Annotated in this window: 21 protein-coding genes and 1 pseudogene; 9 read left to right on the forward strand and 13 right to left on the reverse strand. The window is 63.1% G+C overall.

Going from position 1 to position 19,132, the window contains the following annotated elements; all coding sequences use genetic code 11:
• Positions 1-46: 46 nt before the first annotated feature.
• A complete protein-coding gene (locus EA473_RS15110; RefSeq protein ID WP_124196488.1) occupies positions 47-1,114 on the forward strand; it encodes a M42 family metallopeptidase in 1,068 nt (355 codons plus the stop codon).
• Between the two features lie 54 nt (positions 1,115-1,168).
• On the opposite strand, the gene EA473_RS15115 is transcribed toward EA473_RS15110, so the two are convergent.
• From EA473_RS15115 to EA473_RS15145, 7 genes are all read right to left on the reverse strand, one after another.
• Positions 1,169-1,768: a HemK2/MTQ2 family protein methyltransferase gene (locus EA473_RS15115; protein ID WP_124196489.1), complete on the reverse strand. Its 600-nt coding sequence runs from the start codon at positions 1,766-1,768 to the stop codon at positions 1,169-1,171.
• Entirely contained in the window at positions 1,765-2,967 is a 1,203-nt protein-coding gene (locus tag EA473_RS15120; RefSeq protein WP_124196490.1) for a mechanosensitive ion channel family protein, read from the reverse strand. The genes EA473_RS15115 and EA473_RS15120 overlap by 4 nt, the downstream gene beginning before the upstream one ends.
• Before the next feature lie 86 nt (positions 2,968-3,053).
• On the reverse strand, positions 3,054-3,905 hold the full coding sequence (locus EA473_RS15125; RefSeq protein ID WP_124196491.1) for a 16S ribosomal RNA methyltransferase A: 852 nt from the start codon (positions 3,903-3,905) through the stop codon (positions 3,054-3,056).
• 121 nt (positions 3,906-4,026) lie between these two features.
• Positions 4,027-4,503: a universal stress protein gene (locus EA473_RS15130; protein WP_207890195.1), complete on the reverse strand. Its 477-nt coding sequence runs from the start codon at positions 4,501-4,503 to the stop codon at positions 4,027-4,029.
• 77 nt (positions 4,504-4,580) lie between these two features.
• Positions 4,581-5,171, reverse strand: a complete 591-nt coding sequence (locus EA473_RS15135) for a DUF655 domain-containing protein (RefSeq protein WP_124196493.1) — start codon at positions 5,169-5,171, stop codon at positions 4,581-4,583.
• A gap of 69 nt (positions 5,172-5,240) precedes the next feature.
• Entirely contained in the window at positions 5,241-5,597 is a 357-nt protein-coding gene (locus tag EA473_RS15140; RefSeq protein ID WP_124196494.1) for an RNA polymerase Rpb4 family protein, read from the reverse strand.
• Positions 5,598-5,609: 12 nt separating this feature from the next.
• Entirely contained in the window at positions 5,610-5,918 is a 309-nt protein-coding gene (locus tag EA473_RS15145) for a 50S ribosomal protein L21e (protein ID WP_124196495.1), read from the reverse strand.
• Between the two features lie 123 nt (positions 5,919-6,041).
• Here EA473_RS15145 and EA473_RS15150 point away from each other — a divergent pair, with 123 nt between their 5' ends.
• On the forward strand, positions 6,042-7,220 hold the full coding sequence (locus EA473_RS15150; protein ID WP_124196496.1) for a cystathionine gamma-synthase: 1,179 nt from the start codon (positions 6,042-6,044) through the stop codon (positions 7,218-7,220).
• A 195-nt stretch (positions 7,221-7,415) separates the two neighbouring features.
• Here the strand turns inward: EA473_RS15150 and EA473_RS15155 are convergent, their stop codons facing one another.
• Entirely contained in the window at positions 7,416-8,687 is a 1,272-nt protein-coding gene (locus EA473_RS15155; RefSeq protein ID WP_124196497.1) for an RNA-guided endonuclease InsQ/TnpB family protein, read from the reverse strand.
• A gap of 160 nt (positions 8,688-8,847) precedes the next feature.
• Here EA473_RS15155 and EA473_RS15160 point away from each other — a divergent pair, with 160 nt between their 5' ends.
• The 5 genes and pseudogenes from EA473_RS15160 to EA473_RS23255 form a co-directional block, all read left to right on the forward strand.
• Entirely contained in the window at positions 8,848-9,531 is a 684-nt protein-coding gene (locus tag EA473_RS15160; RefSeq protein ID WP_124196498.1) for an MBL fold metallo-hydrolase, read from the forward strand.
• A 139-nt stretch (positions 9,532-9,670) separates the two neighbouring features.
• On the forward strand, positions 9,671-10,108 hold the full coding sequence (locus EA473_RS15165) for a hypothetical protein (protein ID WP_124196499.1): 438 nt from the start codon (positions 9,671-9,673) through the stop codon (positions 10,106-10,108).
• Between the two features lie 488 nt (positions 10,109-10,596).
• Positions 10,597-11,028 (forward strand): SpoIIAA family protein, encoded by a 432-nt coding sequence (locus EA473_RS15170; RefSeq protein ID WP_207890196.1) that lies wholly within the window; start codon positions 10,597-10,599, stop codon positions 11,026-11,028.
• Between the two features lie 211 nt (positions 11,029-11,239).
• Entirely contained in the window at positions 11,240-12,331 is a 1,092-nt protein-coding gene (locus EA473_RS15175; RefSeq protein ID WP_124196500.1) for a methyltransferase domain-containing protein, read from the forward strand.
• Positions 12,332-12,364: 33 nt separating this feature from the next.
• Positions 12,365-12,469 (forward strand): annotated as a pseudogene (locus EA473_RS23255) (restriction endonuclease); the annotation flags it as partial.
• A 134-nt stretch (positions 12,470-12,603) separates the two neighbouring features.
• On the opposite strand, the gene EA473_RS15185 reads toward EA473_RS23255, so the two are convergent.
• From EA473_RS15185 to EA473_RS15195, 3 genes are all read right to left on the reverse strand, one after another.
• Positions 12,604-13,914 (reverse strand): MFS transporter, encoded by a 1,311-nt coding sequence (locus EA473_RS15185; protein WP_124196501.1) that lies wholly within the window; start codon positions 13,912-13,914, stop codon positions 12,604-12,606.
• Between the two features lie 130 nt (positions 13,915-14,044).
• A complete protein-coding gene (locus tag EA473_RS15190; protein ID WP_124196502.1) occupies positions 14,045-14,311 on the reverse strand; it encodes an elongation factor 1-beta in 267 nt (88 codons plus the stop codon).
• Positions 14,312-14,323: 12 nt separating this feature from the next.
• Positions 14,324-14,503 carry an HVO_2753 family zinc finger protein gene (locus EA473_RS15195; protein WP_124196503.1) on the reverse strand — a complete coding sequence of 60 codons (180 nt, stop codon included), beginning with the start codon at positions 14,501-14,503 and terminating at the stop codon, positions 14,324-14,326.
• A 752-nt stretch (positions 14,504-15,255) separates the two neighbouring features.
• Here EA473_RS15195 and EA473_RS15200 point away from each other — a divergent pair.
• Positions 15,256-16,617 carry an Nre family DNA repair protein gene (locus EA473_RS15200; protein WP_124196504.1) on the forward strand — a complete coding sequence of 454 codons (1,362 nt, stop codon included), beginning with the start codon at positions 15,256-15,258 and terminating at the stop codon, positions 16,615-16,617.
• Between the two features lie 133 nt (positions 16,618-16,750).
• Positions 16,751-16,966, forward strand: coding sequence for a hypothetical protein (locus EA473_RS15205; RefSeq protein ID WP_124196505.1), 216 nt, complete (start codon positions 16,751-16,753; stop codon positions 16,964-16,966).
• Positions 16,967-17,097: 131 nt separating this feature from the next.
• Here the strand turns inward: EA473_RS15205 and EA473_RS15210 are convergent, their stop codons facing one another.
• Positions 17,098-18,183, reverse strand: a complete 1,086-nt coding sequence (locus EA473_RS15210) for an AI-2E family transporter (RefSeq protein WP_124196506.1) — start codon at positions 18,181-18,183, stop codon at positions 17,098-17,100.
• Between the two features lie 277 nt (positions 18,184-18,460).
• Complete coding sequence (locus EA473_RS15215) at positions 18,461-18,925, reverse strand: DUF302 domain-containing protein (protein ID WP_124196507.1); 465 nt, start codon at positions 18,923-18,925, stop codon at positions 18,461-18,463.
• Between the last annotated feature and the right edge of the window lie 207 nt (positions 18,926-19,132).

Below are 19,132 nucleotides of genomic sequence, written 5' to 3' on the forward strand. Positions count from 1 at the left end.
GTATGGACGACCACGGATTTATCAAAACTGACGAACTGGTGTGCGTATGACGTCGACACCGTTCGATTTCGACTTACTTGTAGAGCTCACGGAGACGAGTGGCGTTCCGGGATACGAAGACCGCATCCGCGAGATCGTCGTTCGAGAGTTCGAGGAGAGCGTCGACCGCGTCCGGACCGACGCGATGGGAAACGTCGTCGGGACGCTCGAGGGCGAATCCGACTACTCGGTCGCCGTCGCGGCCCACATGGACGAAATCGGGTTTATGGTTCGGCACGTCCGCGGCGACGAGGATGGCTTCGGCTTTCTCGAACTCGACGCGCTCGGCGGCTGGGACGCCCGCGTGTTGAAAGCCCAGCGCGTGACGATTCACACCGAAGACGGCGACCTTCCGGGCGTTATCGGCTCGCCGCCGCCGCACACGCTCGACGATGACGAACGCGAGAAGACGCCGAAGGTCGAGGACGTCTTCGTCGACGTGGGTCTCCCGACGGACGAACTCGAGGAACGCGTCTCGCCTGGCGACCTCGTCACGATGGATCAGACGACCGAACTGGTCGGCGAGACCGTCACCGGCAAGGCGCTCGACGATCGAGTCTGTCTGTTCGCGATGCTCGAGGCGGCTCGTCGCCTCGAGGAGCCAGAGGCGACGATTCACTTCTGTGCGACTGTCCAGGAGGAGGTCGGCATCCGCGGCGCTCGCGCGCTCGGCGTCGACGTCGATCCCGACCTTGCGGTCGCGCTGGACGTCACCGTCGCCAACGACGTCCCCGGGTTCGACGCCGGAGAGTACGTCACGAAACTGGGTGACGGAACCGCGATCAAGCTCAAGGACTCGAGCGTCATCACGAACCCCAAGGTTCACCGCCGGATGAAGACCGTCGCCGAGGACGCGGAGATCGAGTACCAACTCGAGGTGTTGCCCGCCGGCGGCACCGACACTGCGGGGTTTCAACACTCCGCCGGCGCGAAACCGGTCGGAGCGATCTCCGTCCCGACGCGGTACCTCCATACGGTCACCGAAGCGGCTCACGTCGACGACGTCGCCGCGACGATCGACCTGCTCGAGGCGTTCCTCGAGAGCGAGGCCGGCGACCACGACTACACGCTCTAGATCCGCCTTCGGCTCGGGATCTGCACTCGAGACCGAACCAACACGGCGGCGCGGTTAGCGAAACAGTTCGAGTACCGTCAGCGTCTCGAAGGGAAACGACTCGTCAGCGACGGCGGCGGCGCTGAATCCTTCCTCCCCCGCACGGTCGACGATCTCCTCGACGCCCGCGAGACTGCTGACGAGCAGGTAAACGACGCCCTCGGGCGCGAGCACGCGGCCAACGCGCTCGAGGAACGGATCGACGACCGCCCGCCCGTCTTCGCCGCCCGAGAGCGCGCGTTCCATCCAGTCGTCCCACTCGTTGTCCGGATCGGTCGGCAGGTACGGCGGGTTGAACAGGACGGCGTCGAACGCGCCGTCGGCGAACGGAGAGACCAGATCGGCCCGGACGGCCTCGAGACCCGCATCGGCGGCCTGCCCGACCGCGTGTGGGTTCAGGTCGGACGCGATCACGCGGGCCTCGGTCTCCTCGGCGACGCGGGCGGCGACGTAGCCCGACCCGGTTCCGACCTCGAGGACGAGCGGCCGATCCTCGTCGCCCCCGTCTCCGCCGGATGGCAAGCGGCTACAGGCGGCGTCGGCAAGCAGTTCCGAGTCCTCGGCGGGCTGGTAGACGTCGGTTTCCAGTCCCCGCCTCGTCGCGAGATCCGTCATCGCTCTTCCGGCCCCGTCATCCGATACTGTTCACCGTCGTCCGGTTGCGAGTCGTCGTGAGCGGCGGTTTCTCCGCCGATAGAGCCCTCGGAGCCGCGGTCCGGGGTTTCGTCTCCCGGTTCGACTCGAGCACCCGCGCCGGGTCGACTCGAGAGTTCGCGCTGGGGGAACGGGATCCCAATCCCCTCCGCCGCGAACTCGCGTTTGATCGCGTTGATCGCGGCGGTTCGGGCCCGCCACCGGCGTTTCGAACTCGGTCGGTCGATCCAAAACCGCACACCGAGGACGACCGCGGAGTCGCCGAACTCCTTCGTGACCACCTGGGGACCCGGCGCGGACAGCGAGTGCTCGAGATCGGAGACGGTCCGTTCGGCGACCGCCGCTGCGTGCTCGGCGTCGTCCTCGTAATCGACGCCGACGTCGATCTCGATCCGCAACCTGCCGCGTTTCGACCGATTCGTTACCATACTCGTCGAGATCACGTCGTTCGGGACCATAACGTACTCTCCGTCGAACGAACGGATTCGCGTGTTGACGATCGATATGTCGGTGACGATCCCCTCTCTGTCCTCGACTTCGATCCAGTCGCCGATCTCGAACGGGCGATCGAACATGAGGACGAAACCGGCGAGGACGGTCCCGAGGGTCTGGCGGGCTGCCATCCCGACGACGATTCCGAGGAAGCCGGCCCCGACGAGCAGCCCGCTCAGGTCGTCGATCCAGACGCCGAGGACGATGACGAGTGAAATCGACCAGATTATCACCTGTGCGATCCGATGGCTGATCTCGCGCTGGTGGGCGGTCACTGCGGATGCCGACCCGAGGATTTCGTCGAGCGCCCGCTTGACGAACCGCCTGAAAATCACGGTTCCGACGAGCAAGATGAACGAGACGATCGCTCGAGCGACGATTTCCCCGCCGATGTCGAGTTGTGCGTAGCCTTCGCGGATCGTATCGGTTTGCTCCCAGACGCCGACGACGACGGCGAGGCTGAGAAGAAACGTCGTCGTAAGGACCGTCGTCGAGACGATGTCGCCGTACAGCGGTTTCGCTCGGTCGCTGATCGCCGTCTGCAACTGCCGATACGAGAGCAAGACGAACAGCAAGATCCCGACCGCCGCGAAGGTAACGGCGAGTTTCAGTTCGATCGGCTCGACGGTCTCGGCCATCCAGTCGAGCACCGCCAGTACCTCGGACATGGTGAACGCTGTCTCGGCCTGTCGTCCGTCCAGCTTTGAGTATCCGTCGGTCGGCGATTCGTCGGTGGCTTGCCACGCCGTCAGTTTCAGCCGTCGACAGCGGGGGTGTCGACCTCGAGTGCGAGCTGTGCCAGTTCGGCGAACGCCGAGGGTGACATCGCGTCCGGTCGCTTCCGAAGGACGTCCTCGTCGGCAGCGTCGACGACCGCATCGGGGCGTTCAAGCCCGGATATGTGTGCCGTGTTCCGGATCCCGTTTCGAATCGTCTTCCGACGCTGGGTGAACAACGCTTTCACGAACCGCAAAAAGAACTCCTCGTCGTCGACCTCGTAGTCCGGGTCGCGAGGTCTGGCACGGATCACCGCGCTCTCGACGGCCGGCGGCGGGGAAAACGCCTCCTTCGGAACGGTCTCGACGAGTTCGACGTCCGCGTAGTGCTGGGTCGACACCGAGAGCCGTCCGTACTCGGACGTTCCGGGTTCGGCGACCATCCGTTCGGCGAACTCTTGTTGAAACATCAACACGAGCGGCCGTTTTTCGGGCAACAGCCGGAACGCAATCTGACTCGAGACGCCGTACGGAAGGTTCGAGACGGAGGCGGTGAACGCGGGGAGGTCGACCTCGAGGGCGTCGCCCTCGATCACCGTCAACCGATCGGCGTCGATCTCCTCACGGAACTCCTCGCGGAGAAACGCCGCGAGATCGCGGTCGCGTTCGACGACGGTCACGTTGCCGTCGTCGCCCGCCAACGCGAGCAACCGATCCGTCAGCGCACCGGTCCCACCGCCGATCTCGAGGAGGTGAGACGCGTCCGCGTCGATCTCCGTTATATACGTCGGCAGTCGGTCGAGTACGCGATCGTCGACGAGAAAGTGCTGGTCGCGGTCCGGATCGCCGCGGACGCCCGCCCTGGCGAGCAGTCGATCGGGGTCCCTCATTGACCCCGCTTCGAGGCCGTCGCGTGTAAACGCACCGTCTTCGCTCGTCTGTGCGTCGCTTCCAATCGAGATACTGACCGGTCGAACCCCGACCGGGTCGACGACAGTAGCCGGACCGAGGTTAGATGGTCCCTTCGCGGACGTACGTCACCGGACAGGGCGACGTGAGCAACACCTGTTGGGCGGTGCTGCCGAACACGGCTTTTCCGGTCGGCGATCGCTTCCGGCCGCCCACGACGACGTTGTCCGCATCCGTCTTCTCGGCCAACGCGACGATCTCTTCCGCTCGATCGCCGACGACACCGCGGACGTCGACCTCGAGGTCGGCTTCCTCGAGTCGCTTCGCAATCTCGCCGACTGGTTCCGTCTCCCGTGCCAGCGACTCCGGCGGTACGTCTCCGTGTTCGATATCGAGTCCCATCCGGTCGATCGCGTCGTGATAGCTCCGGAGTTCGTCTTCGTACTCGTCGGCAGAGATGACGTGGGCCAGTACGACCGTCGCGCCGGTCGGTTCGGCGACGGCTATCGTCTGGGTCGTGAGTTCCTCGACGCGGTCGCTGTCACCCGGTCCGACTGCGAGCAAAACGGTTTCGATCATCACTCTCCCCTTCGTGTCTGCGCTCTTAAATGTGCACGAAATCGAATTCGAACGCAGGTAGTGCCCGGACCCGGCCGCTACGATCGGTCCTCGTCCCGGCCCACGAACGTCTGATACTTCAGATCGTCGTCGCGTAGCTCCTCTAAGATGCGCTCGACGAGAATCTCGTCCGGGTCGTGGAGTCCGGAAACGCGTTCGGACAGTTCGTCGAAGCTCTCGAACGGCTTGCGCTTTCGCTCGTCGAGGATGCCGTTGCGGAGTTTCTTCCCGATACCGGGCAACAGGTTCAGCTGATGGAGCCGCAGGGTGATCGGCTGAGCCTCGTTGTAAAAGTCGACGAACCGCTCTTCGTCCTCCTCGACCACGTCCTGTACGACGTACTCGAGTTCGGACTTGGATCCCGAGGAGAGGTCCTCGTACTCGACCCGTCGACACTGGGTGACGACGTCGCGTTCTTCGGGGGGTTCGACGACGACGGTGCTACCGATCGTCAACCGTTCGTCTTCGTCGAAGGCGACCTGGTACAGTTCGAAGTGGTCGACGTCGATAGCGTACCCTGCCGGTGACTTTTCGTACTGCGGTCGTCCGTCGTCCGACAGACCGTGTGCGAGGTAATCCAACACGACCGCGCGTCGAACGTCCGTCTCGTCGCTGTCGGCTTCGCTCATTGTCACCCGATACGGCGACGGCATACTTAAAGAGTCGGCCCGCTCTCGGCCCGCTGGAGCCCGACCGAATCAGGCGTACTGTGCGACGACGTTGAGTATCTCGTCGAGTTCGTCCCCTGACAGCGAGTACCGCTGCTGGGCGTACACCGACCGCAACTCGTCCCGGTTTCGCGGCAGGAGATTGGCGATCTTGTACGCGGTCGGCTCGTCGACTTTCTCTACCTCCTGTAAGTCGTCGACGAGTTGCTGTGCGTCTGCCGGCTCGAGGACTGCGAATCGATTGGCGTGCTCGATCGCTCGTGCGAGTTCGTACGGCAACTCGCGGTCCTCGTCCATTGCGCGTTCGGCTTCGATGTCGGCGAGCAGTTCCTTCGTTTCCGAAACCGTGAGGAACTCCTCGTCGACGATCTCTTTGAAGATCGTCATACCAGTCTCGGATCAGACCCGGTCTTCGGAGCGGTCCTGGGCGCGCAGGTGGGGCGCGGTGACGATCAGGGTCTTTTTCTTGTTTCCGTCGGTGATCTCGACTTTGAACGCGTTCCCCTGTTTCCCGATCACTTCGCCGGTTCGACCGTCGAAGCGCGGGTGGAATCGACCCTTGGGGACGCTCGGGTCGATCTTCAGGTGGACTTTTTCACCCGCTTCGTACTGCTGGATCGCACGCTGTGGCGGAGACGAGCCGCGATCTCGAGGAGCGTTCGCGAGTTTCTTCCGGGTTCCCTGACGAGGGCCATTAGAGTTGGGCATAGTCGTACGACCCTCTTACTTGGTGACGGTTATAAAACGCACGTTCCGGATCGGTCGGCACGGGCCCGCGTCGACGAGCAGGACGGGGTAAACGTGACGTGGGTTGGACCCCTCGGGGTGGATATGGACGACGACCCGGCCGATGGCCACGAGTACCGGATCGAAACGCGATCGATCCACGCCGGACAGCATCCGGACGAGGAAACCGGCGCGTTGATGACGCCGATCCACGCCAACTCGACGTACGAACAGGACGCCCCGGGCGAACACCGCGGGTACGAGTACTCCCGGACCGGAAACCCGACGCGAACCGATCTCGAGGCCAACCTGGCGAGCCTCGAGAACGCCGAGTACGGCCGGTGTTTTTCGAGCGGAATGGCTTCGATCAACACCGTGCTCAACCTCCTCTCGGCTGGCGATCACGTCGTGACCGGCAACGACGTCTACGGCGGCACCCACCGCATCTTCACGCAGGTCTACGAGGAGTACGACCTCGAGTTCTCGTTCGTCGATATGACGGACCTCTCGGCGATCGAGGACGCGTTTCGAGACGAGACGGAACTCCTCTGGCTCGAGACGCCCACGAACCCGCTCATGTCGATCGTCGATATCGAAGGGGCGGCAGACATCGCCCACGGACACGACGCGCTCTGTGCGATCGATAACACGTTCGCGACGCCGTACCTCCAGCAACCGCTGGATCTCGGTGCGGACGTCGTCTCACACTCCCTGACGAAGTACCTCGGAGGCCACTCCGACGTCGTCGGCGGTGCGCTCGTGACCAACGACGAGGAGTTAGACGAGCAATTCGGCTTCTACCAGAACGCGGTCGGGGCGACGCCGGGCCCGTTCGAGTGTTTCCTCGTGTTGCGAGGCACCAAGACGCTCCCCGTCCGGATGGATCGCCACTGTGAGAACGCCAACGTGCTCGCGGCGTGGCTCGAGGGTCATCCAGACGTCGATCGTGTGTACTACCCGGGACTCGAGTCCCACCCCGGCCACGACATCGCCGACGAGCAGATGGCCGATTTCGGCGGCATGTTGAGTTTCGAACTCGACGCGAGCCTCGAGGAGGCGAGCGCGGTCGTCTCGAACACTGACGTCTTCACGCTGGCGGAGAGTCTGGGCGGCGTCGAGAGTTTGATCGAACAGCCCGCACCGATGACTCACGCCGCAATACCGCGGGAAGAACGCCTCGAGGCCGGCCTCACCGACGGGCTGATCCGGGTGAGCGTCGGCATCGAGCACGCCGACGACCTGATCGCGGACCTCGAGGGAGCGATCTACACGGCGCTTTCGTAGGTTCTCGACGCCGGACTGGTTTCTGGCACCGATCCAGTGTTGATTCTCGATCCGGGGTCAGCGACTGAATGCGGTCGAACTGACTCGAGTCCGTCTCCGAACCCTAAGGGCTCCCCCTGACGCCCGTAAACACATACGTGGCGCACGTCAACTGCCTCGGGGTCAAGCCCCGAGGCTTGTCAGTGGACTCCCGTTCTACCCGAGTAACTCGGCAGGTGTGTAAGCACCGTTCACGTTCAGCGTCCCTGACTTGAGGGCCAGTTGACTGGTGGCCCATCCACCGCGAGACTTCTGCCCGCGATGGATATACCCGCAGTATCGGTTGGCGATGTTCTTCGCCGCGTTGTAATCCGCGTTCACCTCATACCCACAATCCACGCATTCGAACTGCTTGTCGTTGCGGTTATTCTCGTGGGTAAACCCACAGCAAGAGCAACGCTGCGACGTGTACGCAGGATTCACAGTATCCACGAACAACGCCGTGGATTCAACTTTGTACTCCACGAGTTCCACGAACCTCGCGTACGCCCACTGCTGGAACTTACTGCCGTTGGCGATGTTCTCGCGGATGTGGTCAAGCTTCTCGAAAATGATGCCGTCCACATCCGCTCTCTGGGCTTCCACGATGAGGTTGTTCGCCCGATTGTGGAGCCAGTCCAACGACCAATCACTGAACTTGCTGCCGATGGATTGAATCGTGAGATGCGCGGAGCGAGTACCCGTCTGTTGCAGTTTGGCGCGGCGTTGTTCGTACTGGTCGCGTTTGTGGGTGAGGTAGTCCGCACTGCCGATGAATTTGCCCGTGCTGGTGACGGCAAACGCGCCAGTCACGTTCAAGTCCACGCCGAGAACCACTCCGTTCTCGGCACCATCATCATCGTGACTGGCTTCTTGGCGTTCCGTTCCGTCACCCTCGTAGTCGGGGTTCTTCAGCGTAACGTGCAGGTAGAACGTGTCGTCCTGCTCGTCGTACTGAAGCGTGGCACTCGACGCATCCCAATCGTCGTTCTCGTAGTACCTGCCGAATGGCGTGTCTTCTCGCTCCTCTTTGAGCGGGAATACGTATTCGCAGGTGACTCTGGCGTTCGGCGTGGACAGCGTGGCGTGGTCAGTGTTGAACGTTGCGGAGCGTTTGTCGTAGACGACGCTCCACGAGTCGAACTCGGGTTGGCTAGTCTTTTCGCCCTTCTTCAACTTCTCGACGCCACCTTGGACAGCTTCGATGGCGCGTCTGATGCCTTTCTGGACGAGGTTGGCAGTGAGGTCGGTTTCCTCGCGCAACTCGTCGTACAGGGCGTTTTCGGCTTTGTTCTTGCTGGTGACACAGTAGTCGTCGTAGCGCCACGCCCACTCCGAGGTTCGGTTGGTGCAGTGCAAGAACTGGTCTTTGGTTTGATGGAGGTCGCCACGACGCTCTCTGGGTACGTCGAGTTTGATTTTGACGGTGCGTCGTGGCGCGACGTCCATCCGTGATTTATATTTACACCTACTGCCTAATAAAAATTTACGTGTAGGATAGGGAGAGTCGAACTTGTCATCAAACGTGGTTTGTCGAATGGAGTGTCAGCTTCCTCCACGGGGTCAAGCCCCGTGGCATCCGCCTCGATTATTCTGTGAACGTACCCGTATGCCACGCGAAGAAAAGGCGGGCGTTCACGTCCTTCCGATCAGCGTCGAGTACGGCGGCCGCGAACTCACGATCACGCCGACGGCCGTCGAGACCGACCGCGGACTCGTTCTGATCGACGTCGGGCCACCGGGAGCCGTCGACCCGCTCTCCGTTCACCTCGAGAGCCTGGGGTACGAACTGGCCGACGTGTGGCTGGTCGTCCTGACACATCACGACGGCGATCACGCGGGCGGACTCTCGGAACTGCTCGAGCGAGTCGACGCCGTCGTCGCGACACACCGGGAGGAAGCGCCGTTCGTGACGGGTTCACGCGATCCGATCAAGGGAAGCGGGGACCGCTACCCGCCGGCTGCAGTCGACGTCGAACTCACCGGCGGGGTGCGTATTCCGACGCTCTCTGGACCGATGGAAGTCGTCGAGACGCCCGGCCACGCGCCCGGGCACGTGTCGCTTTACGTTCCCGAGGGCGGGTTGCTGATCGCCGGCGACGCGCTCGTGGCCGACGGCGAGGAACCGCTCTCGGGGCCGAAACCCGAGTTTACGCCCGAAATGGATCGGGCCCTCGAGTCGGTCGCCGAACTCGCGACCCTCGAGATCGATCGGACGATCTGTTTCCACGGCGGCTACGTCGACCGGGGCACCGACGCAATCCGGGACGTTGCTAATCGGGCGATCGAATAGGGATTGGTGTCCCGATTGACCGGTGTACCCCCAGTCCGATCGAGGTGGCACCGGGACTGGTTTCCGACAGTCCCGCTGACTCCGGCGTCCGGTCTCCAGAACGGAATCCTCATCGGCCTCGAGTGACAACCTACTCACAATGCGAATCGAACTGCGCGTCTGTCAGCACTGTCTCGACGGCGACCACGAGCCAGGGGCACAAAAGTCGGCACTATTAGAGGACATGGTCGCCTGTGCCGAGCGAATCAAAGAGTACAAAGAAGTCATCGACCTCGAGGAAGTCCACATCCGGAAGGTACGCGACGACGAACACGGAAAACCCGCGGCGCTGCCGGTCGTCGCCGCCACGATCCAGAACGATCAGATCGTCCTGAACGACACGCAACTCGTCGCCGAGGGCCAGGATGGAAACATGCTCCTGTACTCGAACCCCCGCGACATCCTGACGGTACTGGCCGGTAACGTCGACGAGATCAGCAAGGCCGTCCACGGGGACGTCACCGTCGAACTCTCCGAACCGGGAGCCGAGATCGTTTCGCAGGCGGACCTCGGTGCGAATCGGAACCGGGACGGCTGAACGCGCCGCGACGGCACGTGGTCACCGGACGGATTCGTGTTGGAGCGACAACTGAAGAACTCGGCGACGATCTGTCTCGAGGGTGAACTATAGTAGCCACTGAACGTCATTGGACACCCGATCGCGGGACGAATCGGCGATCGGTGTGTAACTCGTTTCAGTTGTTACTATACGTATTGTGTCACCCTCGGCCACGTGCCGACGGGTAACTGGTTTGGAATCCAAAGAATCACCCTCGAAAACCACCACATTCGAAGTGAACAGGGAGAAAAACGAGTAGGCAGTACGACACTTCGTATGCTGTGTACGAGTCTGGGCGAACACCCCACCGAGCAGGTTGACGCATTACAGCCGACTCCAATTCCGCCCGATGGGCGCGAGTCCGGTCGCGAACTGTGTTGCACCGGCGTCGGCGGTTTCGCCTTCCCCCGGCCACGCTCACTGGTCCCGAAACGCCCACTCGAACGACGATGACAGGTGAACCGTCAGTGTTCGACACGACGGATCGATCGCACTCCCGGATGTTCGAACTGCTCGAGGCGACGGACGACAACGTGGTCGCAGTGGGCGTGGCCGACGGGACTCGCGACGGGTACCGGGCACTGTACGAACTGCTCGTCGAGAAGACTGCTAATCACGGATCGGTTCACCTCTACGAAGAGGTACCGAACTGGACAGTCTCGACGTTTCTGTCTCACTACCGTGGCCTCATTCCCGACTTGCGATACGGACCGAAGTTCGACATCGGTCGGTATGCGGCGGTCGGCAATTCGATCTGGGCATCTGCCTTGTATCACCTATGGAAAGCTGTCGCTCCCGTCTTCCCCGTCAGTCCGGGCGCCATGCGCTACTACGACCCGTCGGAGCGCTTCAGAGCCCTCGAGTGGGTGCGGACCGGTGACGACGGACCGAGTCAATGAACCGGCGTACCGATCTCGACACGACGGCTCACGCTCGTCCGGACGGGGAGGGATATCGAACGTCCGAGCCGAAACGCCTTCCAGTATATTAAACTCCACTCCAACAATAATAACCCTTGTAGGATAGGACTCGATTTCACATCCGAGAACACGTCACGGGCAGTGCTAACGTGTGACGAAACGAAAGAGACTGCAGTCAAACTGGCGACATATGACCGATCCATCACGAGCGAGCGACCGAACCGAGACGACGATCACGACGAGCTACACGGTGCCCGGAGCGCCCGCCGAGGTTTTCGAAACGACCATCGAGGAACTCGAGACGAGTCTTCACCGACGCGGGTTTCGATTCGAACCGGGTCCGGACGGACGGATCGCCGAGGACGGATTCGACGTCGGCCGGGTCACCGTCTGGGAACCCGGGGAGTCCATCGTCCTCGAGTGGTGCGGGGCGTCCTGGGCGCCCGAGGAGTTGACGGAACTCGCCGTCGATTTCGAAGAACTCGAGGACGGGACGCAGGTCACGGTCGAACACCGCGGCTGGGGACGGCTGATCGACGACTCGACCGACCTCGTCGGCTGGTGTGCCGACGAACTCGTCGCGCCGCTGCTCGAGGCCACGGCCCCCGAGTCGTTTGGCGACTGGCTGACCGACCGACAGGCGCGGACTCCTGCCGGCGAGCACGCCCGCGAGACCTACAGCGAACCCCTGTATCACTACCCGGCCTTTCACCTGTTGCTCGACGAACTCGACCTTTCGCCCGACGACCACCTGCTCGAGATCGGTTGCGGCGGCGGCGCGTTCCTCGAACTAGCCCTCGAGGCTGGTTGTCACGCCGCCGCTGTCGATCACAGCCGCGAGATGGTCGAGGTCGCCCGCCGAACCAACCGCGAGGCGGTCGACGAGGGCCGGCTTCGCGTAGATGAGGCTGATGCCGAGGCCCTCCCGTTCGACGACGACACCTTCACCTGTGCGACGATGGCGAAGGTACTTGGCCTCCTCCCGGATCCGGCCGCTGCCCTCGAAGAACTTCACCGCGTGCTCGAGCCCGGCGGCCGGATCGTCGTCGAGGGAAGTGACCCCGAACTGCGGGGGACCGTCGCCGCACCCGAACCGCTCGCATCGCGGCTCGAGTTCTACGAGAGTGACGACCTCGAGGGGATCGCTCGAGACGCCGGCTTCGAGGAGGTCGAGGTCGTCCGCCGGACGCTCGAGCCGTACGCCGAAACGGTCGGCGTTCCCGAGGAACACCGCTCGCTGTTCGAGTACCGCGCTCGAGCGCTACGGGCACGAAAAGCGTAACACTGCGACGCTCGAGCGGTATCGACGTCTCGAGTCACGACCGGCCGGTTCACGAATCCCACCGAGGAGTACGCTGACCGTCTCCGACGAACCGACGATCCACATCCCTCCGGGCTGATCGTCGGAGAAGACCTCCAGTTGTCTTGGCGAACCGGAAATCGCTCGAGGATCACGAGACCGAGACCGAAACCGACGCCCTCGTCTCGGATCGGCGCGAGAAATACCGGGTAGTGATCGTGAACGCGGTGTGGCGGGCGTGTCGTCGATGCCCGTCAGCCGTCACGACCACCAGGATGAGCGCGGCCACGCTCTCGTTCGGTTCGACGGGACAGCCACAGCGAACACAGGAACGCGACGGCGACGGCGGCCGAAAGGAGTCCGAACGCGATCCGGTAGCCGAGTTCGGTGTAGGCGACGGTGCCGCCGACGGTGTCGCCGGTCCGGTACGCGTCGAGGACGACGCCCATCGCGGTCGGCAACACGGTCGCGCCGACGAAACCGGCCCCGTTGACGGTCGCCGTCGCGACGCCGCTTGCATCCGCGGGGTAGCGCTCTTTGACGATCGACAGGGTGAGCATGACCGTGCCCAAAAGCAGGCCGCTGAGCAGGTAGCTTCCGGCGACGACGAAAAGCGGTGGCCGACCGAAAACCGGGACGATGCTCAACACGATCGCGAACAGCCCGAGCCCGATCGAAAGCGGAAGCATCCGCCGTTCCACCCGGTCCGAAATCCAGCCGATGACGGGCGAACCGACGAGGATTCCAGCGGATCCGAGCAACGTGTAGAACGAAGCCGTCGTCACGTCGAGGTCGTAGACGACGACGAGGTACGGAACGCCCCAGAGTCCGATGAGCGTCAGTATCGCTCCGTTTCCGGCGAAGAAGATCGCCGACAGGAGCCACTGGTCCGGATCCCGAGCGAGTCTGTACAGATGGGTTTTCGTCTCCGAGAGCGTGATCGAGCGCTGTTCGGGGACGCCCTCGATCGGCTCGAGTCCGGCGTCGGCGGGCGAGTTTCGGGCGAGAACGAAGACGGCCGTCGCGCCGAGAAAGCCGACGGCGGCTAACCCGAGGACGGTCGGTCGCCACCCGACGGCGTCGACGGTGACCGCGAGCGGCGTCGTCGCGAGGATCGCACCGAGGCCGGCGACGCCGGCGGTCAGGCCCGTCATCGTCGCGAACTCGTCGGCTCGATACCAGTTCGCACAGAACCGGAGGATCGAGACGAAGATGACGCCACTGCCCAGACCGATGAGCGACCGGGAGACGACCGCACCGACGTAGCCGTCACTGATCGCGAACCCGATCGCCCCGGTACTCAGGACGACCCCGCCGATCGATCCGACCGACCGGGGACCGAACCGGTCGGCGAGCACCCCGGTCGGAATCTGAATCGCCGCGTAAATCAGGAAAAACGACGCGTGGAGCGTCCCGAGCTGGGCCGCCGTCGTTCCGAAATCAGCCGTGAGTTGCTCTGAGAGGACGGCCGTCGAGAGCCGGTGGAGATTGACGAGCAAGAAGACGATAGCGAGGGCTCCCCACGCGAACCACCGGCGTTTCGTGGGGTCGGTGAGGACGGTCACGCTCCGCTCTTCCGGGGTGGGAGTGGTAAGGATTGTGATCGAACACCGCCTCTTCCGGCGGGAATCGGCGTTGCTCGAGGTGAACGCGGCTGATTAGAAACGGGGGCCCGAGGGAAACGGAAACCCGGGACTAAATTCGGCCGACGTTCTCGACGCCGACGCTTTCGACGCCGTCGACGCCGGTGAAGTTCTCTTCGACGGTTTCGGTACCGCCGGATCCGTCGGGAACGATCACGGTCGGGTAGAGCGCCACGAGGCCGAACGCGACCTCTTCTCGCTCGACGCCGTTGATCTTCGCACCTTCGGGGAGGGAGCTCTCGAGACGCTCCTGGAGTGCGTCGAGGTCGATTTCGGGACTGTTCGGCATGACCTTGATTTTGGCGGCTACTTTTCCCATAGTGGTAGTGGATTACGGACCGGTGAACCCGCAGTCGGGGCACTCATAGAGGTTACTCTGTTTTCGGCACTTGGCACAGCGGTAGATCTGGGTGCCACAGTCCGGGCACTTGAACGCGGCGGCGTTCGTGCCGGCGATGTTGATCCCACAGGAGACGCAGGATCGCGTCTCTCGATCGTCGGTGGTGCTCATACTCTGCTCTTCCCGCCCGTCGTTTTTAACCGTTGTCTTTTGAGAACCGAGCGCGTCGCCCCTCTCGAACGGGACTGCAGTGAGCCGGTACCGCCGTTGTGTTAGCCGGGTATTTTCTGAATCAGAAAACACGGGTATACCTATTTCATCTCTCGGGTTGACCTTCGAGGTGCGGCCCACCGAGTCGGTGAACTGCCCGGTCGCCGATTGGGCCGTGCCTCTGACACTTCTGTTTCGTACTGCGTCGCCGACCTCGAGCGCTCTCACCTGATTTACTGATACGTATACTCAAGCCAAATTTCCCCTCGATTGTTCGTCGAGTCTGTGCGGATCGAGATCCGCCACGATCTTCGATTTCCCACACTGGGAAAGTAGCCGGCGCTGATCGGTCGTCTCTGCAAGTGACCGGGCACTTCTATAAGAAATCTGTCATACCTACAAGCGGATTGCAATGGTGGGGAGTCCCTCGGGGGCCATCGGCCGTTCATACTGTCGGACAGAACTATTTGACGATCGGTCGCTCTCCTGCGGCCGTCTCCGACGGCGACGGCCGCGAATTCGTGATCGACGTCTCATACGGATTACTGTACCTGTGTACCGGCGCACCCGCCGCCTGAGTCGCGGGTGCACCGGCAATGACGTACAGTAAACCGTATCACTGACTTCTGTCCGACAGTATCACTCCGGAGGCGCCACCGCTCTCGCTGTGTGGAACTCAACATTCAAACGGTCCCCCGTTCAATCTCGAGTGAATGCGCCTCGACGACTACATCGAGGAACTCGAGCCCGACGAGGAGGCCGAGCGACGCCGCCTCGCAAAGGAGAAGTCGTACGCGATCACGGATCACCTGGCGGAGTTCGAGCAGCGGTTCGACGACGCACTGAGCGGCGACACTCTCGTCGGCTCCACGTCGCCATCGATCTTCGTCGGGCGTTCGAACTACCCCGACATTCCGATCGGATTGCTCTCTCCGGTCGGCGACGAGGAGTCGGCCGAGGAGTACGTCACCGACGGAAACTGGTACCGGCAGGGGTACGCCATCGACGACGTGTTACAGCGCCGGACGGGTCTGCTGAACTCGAGCAAGCGGGCGAACGTCGACTCGCCGAGCATCGCGAGTCGGCTGACGCCGTCCGTCCACGACGCGTGGGACGGCTTCGTCGGCGTCCAGCGGGAGGTCGCCATCGCGGATCGACCGGTCGACCTCGAGATCGGGCTCGACGACGCGCCGGATCTCGGTCTCGATGCGGGGACGGACGTCGCGACGCCCCGCGGACCGCGGGCCAGCGCCCGGAACGCGGAGCTTCGGGAGAACCCGTACGTTCCGCGACCGGTGAAGAAGACGCTCGAGGACGACGACTGGCAGGCACAGGGAGCGATGACCTACCTCTACCGGCGCGGGTTCGACGTCTACGACATCAACTCGATCCTCTCTGCGGGCGCGCTGGGCGAGGCGAAACAGCGTCGTCTCGTCCCCACGCGGTGGTCGATCACCGCGGTCGACGACACCGTCGGTCAGTACCTCCGCGGACGGATTCGAAACGCACCCAGCATCGACGAGGTCCAGGTCTGGGCGAACGAGTACGTGGGAAACCGGTACTGGATCGTCCTCGCGCCGGGACGCTGGGAGTTCGAACTCGTCGAGATGAAAGCCCCCGGGAGTATCTGGAACCCCGACCCACACGACGACGTCTGGATGGCGAGCGCCAGCGAGGGGTACGAGGGACGCTCGAGCTACGTCGAGGAGACCGCGGGTGCGTACTACGCCGCCCGACTCGGCGTCCTCGAGTACCTCGAGTCGATCGGCCGCCAGGCGAAGTGTCTCGTCCTCCGGGAGGTGTCCGACGACTACTGGGCCCCCGTCGGCGTCTGGCAGGTCCGCGAGAGCGTCCGGAACGCTTTCGAGGAGGCTCCCGGAAGCGCGGGCGGCCGGGAGTTCGGTCAGCGTGAATCGCTCGCCGGCGAGTACGGCGAGGCCGAAACGTTCCACGACGCCGTCTCGGCGGTCACAACCCAGCTCCCGGTTTCACTGGACCGGTTGCGTCGGAAATCCGAACTCGCTGCCGGACTGCAGTCGAGTCTCGACGCCTTTTCCGGTTCGAAGACTCCGTAGGACGGGGGCCTGTGAGGGACGGCCGATCGTCGCATTCACGAACGTTCCCTGCACTGCGAAACGGCTGGTACAGGGCCGCCGATGGAGTGTCCTCGAGGGGAACGCCTTTAGTCGACCGGAACCGAGCGGGCGTATGGCGCTTCCCACCGACCTCCTGACGATTCTGGCTGCGCTCTTCTTGCTGTTTGGCGTTCCGTTGATCCTCTTCTCGCTCGTTATGCTGTACACCGGCTACGTGCGATACGACGCCGAACGCTACATCGAGGAACTCGAGGAGAGCGAACGGATCGAGAGCGACGACCACGGTTCTCGGGAGGCTGGGTCCGACGAGCGGGAAGTCGATCCGTAACTCGTTGGTCGGGATTTCCGTTCCCGAGTTCTCCCTGGAGTGAATCGCACCCACTCTGGCGCAGTGGTACGACCAAACCTGTGCGACTGGGAGAATCGACCGGGACGATGGCGCTCGAGGCGGTGTGAACGCTACTCCGTGGGGGCCGGCGGCGTCTCCTCGGCAATCGGCGTCTCCCCGTCTGGGGCCGCGGGAGTTGGCGTTTCGAAGTTATGCCTGCTGAATACGTTGAGACCAGCTTTGAACACCGCGAGGAGGACCGGGCCGAGAAACAGCCCCATGATTCCGAGCAGGTAGATCCCGCCGATGACGCCCACGATGACCACGGCCGGGTGGAGTCCGGAACCCCGATCGACGAACAGCGCCCGGAGGTAGTTGTCGACCAGCGAGAGGACCGAAATCCCGTAGAGTAACAGCACAACGGCGGGAACGGGTCCGGCGGTCATCGCGAGATACCCTACCGCCGGGGCCCAGACGAGCCAGACGCCGATCGCCGGCAGGAACGAGACGATGACCATGATGATCGTCCAGAACGCGACGTTCGGGATGCCGAGCAGGTAAAAGCCGATCCCGCCCAGAATGCCCTCGACGACCGCGACGAGCACGTGGCTCTTGATCACCGCCCAGGTGACGACGTTGATCTCAGCGAACAGTTCGGATCGAATCCCCTCCTCGAGCGGGACGACGTCCCGAAACCAGTCGAGAAACGTCTCGCCGTCGGCGAGCAGGTAGTACAACAGGAAGACGAACACGATCAGGCCGAGCCCCATTTCGATGCTCGTGTTGACGAGTCCGACCAGCTCGAGCAGCGCGATCTCGAGCGCACCGGAGAGCGACGAGTCGACCTCCGCGAGGATCGCCGATTCGAGCGCCCGGACGTACTCGTCGCCGAGTCCGAGGTCGTTTCTGGCGATCTCACGCGCTCGTTCGCCGATGACCTCGCCGTCGACGGTCCCGAGAAACGAGACGACCGTCTGGAGGACGACCAGCGAGACGAGAAGGAGTGGAATCACGGCTCCAACGACGGCGACGCCGGTCAGCGCCAGTGCGGCCAGCTTCGATCCGAGCCGCGGCTCGAGTCGCTCGTAGGCGGGATAGAGCACGAACGCGAGGAGCGCGGCGGCCATCACGTACTGCAACAGCGGGGCGATCATCAGGGTCGCGATAGCACCGAGGACGACGAGCAGGAGGGCGAAAAAGGCGGTTCGAACGTCCATACACCGTTGTGCGGCGGTCGATACGTAAACGTTGACATCTCTCCGGCCATCGCGTTCTCGCGTCGACCAAAGCCGGCTGTCGGAGTCTCATACGGATTGCTGTCACTGTCTACCGGAAACCACGGGACCGCGCCCGGTCTCCGGAAATGACTGCCAGCAGTTCGCCCCATACTGTCGGACAGCAGTCAGTAAGAAGTCGGTCGCGGATTCGCGGCCGTCACCTTCGGGGACGGCCGCAGTAGCGCGACCGATCTCCAAATAGATCTGTCCGACAGTATCAATCGGTCGTCTCGGTTTCGATCGACTCCAGCCGATCGAAGGCGTCCTCGGTGAGATCGCCGGTCGCGTCGAGAATGTCGGCCCAGGCGTCGTTGTCCGGTGCTATTCCCAGTAGTCGGGCGACTTTCATGATGGAGACGTGGTAGACGCGCTGGCGGCCCGGCTCTTCCTGCCAGACGATCACGTTACAGGGGAAAAAGCCGCCGATCCGCATCGTCTCCTCGAGCGCACGGTCGGCGATGTCGGGGTTACAGGCCCCGAGGACGTAGTACGGGTCGCGGTCGGCGTCGACCTTCTCGTTTAACAGCTCCGACGGCGAGAACTCGACCGGAATGCCGAAACCGACGTCCTCACAGACCGACCGGACGTGTTCGATCGCCTCCTCGTGGTCCATCTCGAGGACGGCCTGTTTCTCGCCGAAGTCGTCGGGATCGATCGTCGCAGGGTCGATCGGGAGACTCATAGACGTCCGTTCGCCGTCCCGGTCCTTATACTGTCGGACAGAAGTCAGTGAGACGTCGGTCACGAATTCGCGGTCGTCGCCATCGAAGACGGCCGCAGGAGCGTGACCGATCTTCAAATAGTTCTGTCCGGCAGTATTACCCTGCTCCCTCGAGTGACGGCGACCACCGCTCGAGTACGGGTGTCCGGACGGAAGTCCCCATCCGCA

Source organism: Natrarchaeobius chitinivorans, from assembly GCF_003841505.1.
GTDB classification, from domain to species: domain Archaea; phylum Halobacteriota; class Halobacteria; order Halobacteriales; family Natrialbaceae; genus Natrarchaeobius; species Natrarchaeobius chitinivorans.

Coding starts and splice junctions, on each gene's coding strand:
- EA473_RS15135 (WP_124196493.1), bottom strand. CDS start 5,171: ATGAGCGAAGCCGACAGCGACGAGACGGACGTTCGACGCGCGGTCGTG.
- EA473_RS15110 (WP_124196488.1), top strand. CDS start 47: ATGACGTCGACACCGTTCGATTTCGACTTACTTGTAGAGCTCACGGAG.
- EA473_RS15160 (WP_124196498.1), top strand. CDS start 8,848: ATGCCACGCGAAGAAAAGGCGGGCGTTCACGTCCTTCCGATCAGCGTC.
- EA473_RS15140 (WP_124196494.1), bottom strand. CDS start 5,597: ATGACGATCTTCAAAGAGATCGTCGACGAGGAGTTCCTCACGGTTTCG.
- EA473_RS15145 (WP_124196495.1), bottom strand. CDS start 5,918: ATGCCCAACTCTAATGGCCCTCGTCAGGGAACCCGGAAGAAACTCGCG.
- EA473_RS15155 (WP_124196497.1), bottom strand. CDS start 8,687: ATGGACGTCGCGCCACGACGCACCGTCAAAATCAAACTCGACGTACCC.
- EA473_RS15115 (WP_124196489.1), bottom strand. CDS start 1,768: ATGACGGATCTCGCGACGAGGCGGGGACTGGAAACCGACGTCTACCAG.
- EA473_RS15150 (WP_124196496.1), top strand. CDS start 6,042: ATGGACGACGACCCGGCCGATGGCCACGAGTACCGGATCGAAACGCGA.
- EA473_RS15210 (WP_124196506.1), bottom strand. CDS start 18,183: ATGGACGTTCGAACCGCCTTTTTCGCCCTCCTGCTCGTCGTCCTCGGT.
- EA473_RS15120 (WP_124196490.1), bottom strand. CDS start 2,967: ATGTCCGAGGTACTGGCGGTGCTCGACTGGATGGCCGAGACCGTCGAG.
- EA473_RS15200 (WP_124196504.1), top strand. CDS start 15,256: ATGCGCCTCGACGACTACATCGAGGAACTCGAGCCCGACGAGGAGGCC.
- EA473_RS15195 (WP_124196503.1), bottom strand. CDS start 14,503: ATGAGCACCACCGACGATCGAGAGACGCGATCCTGCGTCTCCTGTGGG.
- EA473_RS15130 (WP_207890195.1), bottom strand. CDS start 4,503: ATGATCGAAACCGTTTTGCTCGCAGTCGGACCGGGTGACAGCGACCGC.
- EA473_RS15125 (WP_124196491.1), bottom strand. CDS start 3,905: ATGAGGGACCCCGATCGACTGCTCGCCAGGGCGGGCGTCCGCGGCGAT.
- EA473_RS15175 (WP_124196500.1), top strand. CDS start 11,240: ATGACCGATCCATCACGAGCGAGCGACCGAACCGAGACGACGATCACG.
- EA473_RS15205 (WP_124196505.1), top strand. CDS start 16,751: ATGGCGCTTCCCACCGACCTCCTGACGATTCTGGCTGCGCTCTTCTTG.
- EA473_RS15215 (WP_124196507.1), bottom strand. CDS start 18,925: ATGAGTCTCCCGATCGACCCTGCGACGATCGATCCCGACGACTTCGGC.
- EA473_RS15190 (WP_124196502.1), bottom strand. CDS start 14,311: ATGGGAAAAGTAGCCGCCAAAATCAAGGTCATGCCGAACAGTCCCGAA.
- EA473_RS15165 (WP_124196499.1), top strand. CDS start 9,671: ATGCGAATCGAACTGCGCGTCTGTCAGCACTGTCTCGACGGCGACCAC.